6 protein-coding genes and 1 tRNA gene are annotated in these 4957 nt (G+C 71.5%); 1 reads left to right on the top strand and 6 read right to left on the bottom strand.

What is annotated here, in order from left to right:
• From NBW84_RS24645 to NBW84_RS22605, 4 genes are all read right to left on the bottom strand, one after another.
• Positions 1-265, bottom strand: a 265-nt coding sequence (locus tag NBW84_RS24645) for a gamma-glutamylcyclotransferase (protein WP_445548822.1), incomplete at its 3' end; no start/stop codon positions are given.
• Positions 163-690: an orotate phosphoribosyltransferase gene (pyrE, locus tag NBW84_RS22595; protein ID WP_250287235.1), complete on the bottom strand. Its 528-nt coding sequence runs from the start codon at positions 688-690 to the stop codon at positions 163-165. The genes pyrE and NBW84_RS24645, both read right to left, overlap by 103 nt.
• A 165-nt stretch (positions 691-855) precedes the next feature.
• Positions 856-1173, bottom strand: coding sequence for a VOC family protein (locus tag NBW84_RS22600; RefSeq protein WP_250287236.1), 318 nt, complete (start codon positions 1171-1173; stop codon positions 856-858).
• Positions 1174-1404: 231 nt separating this feature from the next.
• Positions 1405-1489, bottom strand: a tRNA-Tyr gene (locus NBW84_RS22605).
• 475 nt (positions 1490-1964) lie between these two features.
• On the opposite strand from NBW84_RS22605, the gene NBW84_RS22610 reads away from it, so the two are divergent.
• The gene (locus tag NBW84_RS22610; protein ID WP_250287237.1) at positions 1965-2453 is read left to right on the top strand and encodes a YajQ family cyclic di-GMP-binding protein; all 489 of its coding nucleotides are present in this window, start codon (positions 1965-1967) and stop codon (positions 2451-2453) included.
• 241 nt (positions 2454-2694) lie between these two features.
• Here the strand turns inward: NBW84_RS22610 and htpX are convergent, their stop codons facing one another.
• Positions 2695-3573: a zinc metalloprotease HtpX gene (gene htpX / locus NBW84_RS22615; RefSeq protein WP_250287238.1), complete on the bottom strand. Its 879-nt coding sequence runs from the start codon at positions 3571-3573 to the stop codon at positions 2695-2697.
• A 351-nt stretch (positions 3574-3924) separates the two neighbouring features.
• Positions 3925-4957 (bottom strand): Rossmann-like and DUF2520 domain-containing protein (locus tag NBW84_RS22620; protein ID WP_445548544.1); only part of this gene is annotated, 1033 nt, incomplete at its 5' end.

The raw sequence follows: 4957 nt of genomic DNA on the forward strand, positions 1-4957 counted from the left end.
AAGGGACAGGGCCCGGGTAGGCCCGACCGGGCAGCGCCGCCGCCCGCCACCCGGCGGCCGCCGCCGGCCGCGAGCACGGCAGCCGGCCGAGCAGGGCCCGGGCAACCTCCGGGAAGCACAGGGTGCCGTAGACGAACAGCTCGGACGGCCCCACGCCCGGCCTCAGGCGACCGCGTCCAGTTCGGCGCGGGTGAGGACCGGATGCAGGGTGAGGCCGAGGGCGGCGAGAGTTTCCCCGCCACCCTCCTGGCGGTCGATCACGCACAGGACGTCCTCGACGAGAGCGCCCTGCTCCCGCAGCACCCGGGCGGCTTCCACGACGGCGCCACCGCTGGTCACCACGTCCTCCACCAGGACGACCCGCAGGCCCGCGACGTCACCGCCCTCGGCGGTGCGGCAGGTGCCGTACTCCTTGGCCTTCTTGCGGACGAACCGGGCCGGCAGCCCCGTGCGCTGGGACAACAACGTGACCAGCGGAATCCCACCGAGCTCGAGGCCGGCCAGCACGTCGGTGGCCACGGGCAGCAGCGGACGCATCGCGTCGACGACGTCGGCGAGCAGCACCGGGTCGGCCTCGAACAGGTACTTGTCGAAGTACTCCCCGCTGGTCCGGCCGGAGCGCAGCCGGAACTGCCCGGTCAGATGGGACGCGGCCCGGACGCGGGCGGCAAGCGTGCCGGTATCACCCATGCCTGCGGACTCTATCCATCCCGGCGCCGGTCATCAGGGTGGAAGCTCGCCGTCCCGTGCCGGAAGAATGGTCCCGCGCCGGAAGAACGTCTGCCCCAGGACGGCGTCCATGCAGGGGCCGTGAAGAAACGCGGTGAAGAAACATCGCGATATGGATGCGTTCCGCTACCGGGCGACCACCTGGAGGTCCACCGTGCGCCCGTCAGGGTCCCGCAGGAGATGGCGGCCGGGTGGCAGCTGGAGACCGGTCGCGCCCGGATCCGCATCCACCGTGAGGCCCAGCCGCAGACGGCCGGTCGGCGGCTGCGACCGAGCGGGGTAGAACTCCAGCACGCCGCCGTCCGAGAGGGTCGCGGCCAGGTGCTCGGGCCCCGGGCCGTGGCGTTCCCGCACCAGGCGCAGCCCGAGCCCACGGTAGAACTCCTCGCAGGCAGCCAGGTCAGCGGTGTAGATCACCAGAAGACTGATCGCAGACGTCACCATCGCCGCATTTTCGGGCCCAGCCGGCGCCCCGCGTCGACGGCAACGACGTCGCGGCCCGGGAGCGGACCGAGGCGGCGCCGCGCCTCGGCGGGGACCAATGATCGCGTGCATGAATTGTGCACGAGCTACCGGCAACAGCCATGATCATCCGGGACCGGTCGCGGGCCTGAGAAAGGCCCTGGAGTGCTCTCCAGGGCCTGTGGCACAGCATGTTCCGGGTGGATCCGGGGGTGGTGGCAGGTGTTGGGTTCGAACCAACGTAGGCTGAGCCGGCGGTTTTACAGACCGCTCCCTTTGGCCACTCGGGCAACCTGCCGTTGGTGGACAGCATACGGGATGCGGCGAGCCGTTCGACGCCCCCCTCCTACCGCGGACGCCATCCCCGGTCGTCCGCCGTCCTGGGCAGACCGGGCTGGCACCGGGCCAGCACCGAGCCGGCGGCGAACCGGCGGCGAGCGGGCATGGCGAAGCCGCGACAAAGCATGAGCAGGCCGGCTTTGGCTCTCGTCGACCGCGGCCATCCAGCCATGCTGGAGTCCGGGCAGACTCGTGCCCGGACGTCGTGTGCCCGCGCGGCGTACGGGCCGCGGGCACACCGGTCCGCGCCGGGGCCGCGGGCAGCCGGGGCGACCGGCAGGCAGGCAGACAGCCCGCGGAGCGGGCGGTCCCGCGGACCAGGCAGGCTGGGCGGACCAGGCGGCCTGACGGACCGACAGGCTGCCAGAACGGGCAGAACAGGCAACGCGGCAGGCAGTGACAGACAACCGCAGACACCGAGGAGGCGCTTCGTCGTGGTGGACCCGTCGTTCGACATCGTGAGCAAGGTCGACCGTCAGGAGATCGACAACGCGATCAACCAGACCACCAAGGAGGTGCGGACCCGTTTCGACTTCCGCGACACGGCCGCGTCGGCGACGTGGTCGGGTGAGTCCATCCTGCTCACCGCGAACACCGAGGAACGGGTCAAGGCGGTGCTGGACGTCCTGCAGGAGAAGTGGGTCAAGCGCGGTATCTCGCTCAAGGCTCTGGAGCACGGCGAGCCCACTCAGTCCGGCAAGGAGCACAGGCTGGTCGTGACCGTCCAGCAGGGCATCGCCGACGACAAGGCCAAGGCGATCTCCAAGAAGATCCGGACCGACGGCCCGAAGGGGGTGCAGGCCCAGATCCAGGGGGACCAGCTGCGCGTCACCGGCAAGAAGCGGGATGACCTTCAGCGGGTTATCCAGCTGCTCAAGGAGACCGACTTCGGGGTGCCGCTCCAGTTCGTCAACTACCGCTAGCCTGCCGAAACAGCGGCTGGATGATCGACAACCGGGCATATTCCGCAAATAAGGATGCACCCCGCCCGATGGGGGGTTTCGGGCGGGGTGCCGCACGGCGAGGCCTGGGGGGTTGCCTCGCCGCGAGTCCGCGGTTGCGCGCCTACGGGGTCTGGGCCCTGAGGTTCCCGACCGGTAGCCCAGGGAGGTACCGGACCCGTGGCTCAGGCATTTTCAGAATACGACCCCTCCTCACTCGGATTCAACGGTAAGGGTCGATCCGGGCCATCTCCTCCAGCCGCTCGATCCGACGCTCCATCGGCGGGTGGGTGCTGAACATCCGGCCGAGGCCACCGCCCCGGAACGGGTTGGCAATCATGAGCGAGGACACCGGCGCCAGCTCGGAGCTCTGCGGCAGCGGCCGGGCCGCCGTGGCAGCCTGCAGTTTGCGCAGCGCGAGCGCGAGGCCCAGCGGGTCGCCGGTCAGCGTTGCGCCGGAGGCGTCGGCCTGGTATTCCCGGGCCCGGCCGATCGCGAGCTGGATGACCGCCGCCGCGATCGGTCCCAGCACGATGAACAGCATGATCTCCAGGAGGCCCGGACCGTCCTCGTCGTCCCCACGGCCCAGCCCGAAGAGGGCCGCGAACTGCGCGAAATGCGCCAGGTAGACGATGACGCTCGCGAGCGCCCCGGCGACGGACGCGATGAGGATGTCCCGGTTGTGGACGTGACTGAGCTCGTGGCCCAGGACCCCGCGCAGCTCGCGGTCGTCCATGATTTCCAGGATTCCCACGGTGCAGCAGACCGCGGCGTTGCGTGGGTTACGGCCGGTCGCGAATGCGTTGGGTGCCGCGGTCGGGCTGATGTAGAGCCGTGGCATGGGCATCCGCGCCCTGGTAGCGAGTTCGTGGACGATCGCGTACAGGCGCGGCTGCTGGATCTGGCTGACGGGATAGGCCCGCATCGCGCGCAGGGCCAGCTTGTCCGAAAAGAAGTACGAGACGCCGTTGACACCGAGGGCGAAAATGAGGGCGATCAGCAGGCCATGGCTCCCGAACAGAGAGCCGACAAGCAGAATCACCGCGGACAGTACGCCTAGCAGGACGGCGGTCTTCAGCCCGTTGAAGTGGCGGTGGGACATGGAGTCGGTGTCCTGTCGTCTCGAGGGTTGCGTCCATAGCAACGCCCGGATCGACCAGGAGCGTTCCCACCACACGTGGTCACCAATCGCAACACCTTACTCACAGAACCGCCAACGGCAGCATCAATGACCCACCGGCTGCCCGGATCCGCCGCTCCCCCGCCGATCCCTGGCCGGCCCCGGCCGCTCCCCGGTGGCGCTACCGCTCGGGCTTGCCGACGCAGCCGCCCGACGAGTTGCCCGACGAACTGCCCGACGGGGCGTACCGGTGGCGGCACCGGCCCGCCGACCAGTGTCCGGTGCCGTCGAAGTACCCGCCCCGCCCGTCGGCGTCCGGTCCGCGCGGGCTCTTCACCCGTGGGGCTCCCGTCCGTGAAGGCCCTGCCCGGCAGAACTCCGCGTGACGGGACTCCGCCCGACGGAGCTCTGCGTGCCAGGGCTCTGCATGACGGAGCTCCGCGTGCCAGGGCTCTGTGGGGCCGGGCCCTGCCCGCCGGCCGCGCGGAGGACGTCGCGGATGCCACCGGCCGGTTCGCCGCCGCCCAGCCCCGCCCGCTCGAGCTGGTCCACGGTGAGGGCCGCCAGGGCCGCGTACACCGATGCCACCGCCTGGTCACGCGCCGCGAGGGCGTCCAGGTGCGCCCGCACCGTCCCGGCGTCCCCACGCCGGACCGGGCCGGTCAGCGCCGCCGGGCCACGCTCGACGGCACCGCGCAACGACCGCTCCAGCAGCGGCGCGACAGCGTCCGCCGGCTGGTCGACGCCGAGAGCCGCCAGTAGTTCCACCGTGGCCGTGACCAGCGTCGCCAGGTAGTTGGCGCCCAGGACGATGGCGGCGTGGTAGGCCGTGCGGGCCTGCTCGGGCACCGGGACGACCCGGCCGCCGACGGCGGTCACCAGGGCGTTCGCGACCGACCGGGCTCCCGGGTCAGCGGTCACCCCGAAGCCGGCGCCCACCAGCCGGCTCGCGTCGTCGTCGGCACCGCTCAAAGTCATGATCGGATGTACTGCCGCGCGCAGCGCCCCGTGGGCGAGCACGGGGCGCAGGATGCCCGTGCCGTGCCGTCCGCTGGCGTGCGCGACGACCTGCCCGGCCCGTAGGACGCCGGCGGCGGCGATGCTTCTAGCGACATCTTCGATCGCATCGTCGGAAACTGTAAGAATAATCACATCCGATGCTTCGGCCACCGATGCCGGCGTCCCGATCGACGCCGCCGGGAAGCGGGCCCGGGCCCGCTCCAGGGCCGTCGCGGAACGCGCGTGCACCGCGACCACCGGCCAGTTGGCGCCCGACAGCGCCGTCCCGAGGGCGCTGCCCGCCCGGCCGAGGCCGACGATCCCGACCCGCGGCCCCGCCGCCGCGGGCACCGGCCCGCCCGCGGGC

It is taken from the genome of Protofrankia sp. CiP1_Cm_nod2 (assembly GCF_920664355.1).
In the GTDB taxonomy this organism is placed as follows: domain Bacteria; phylum Actinomycetota; class Actinomycetes; order Frankiales; family Frankiaceae; genus Protofrankia.

Coding starts and splice junctions, on each gene's coding strand:
- NBW84_RS22600 (WP_250287236.1), bottom strand. CDS start 1,173: ATGGTGACGTCTGCGATCAGTCTTCTGGTGATCTACACCGCTGACCTG.
- pyrE (WP_250287235.1), bottom strand. CDS start 690: ATGGGTGATACCGGCACGCTTGCCGCCCGCGTCCGGGCCGCGTCCCAT.
- htpX (WP_250287238.1), bottom strand. CDS start 3,573: ATGTCCCACCGCCACTTCAACGGGCTGAAGACCGCCGTCCTGCTAGGC.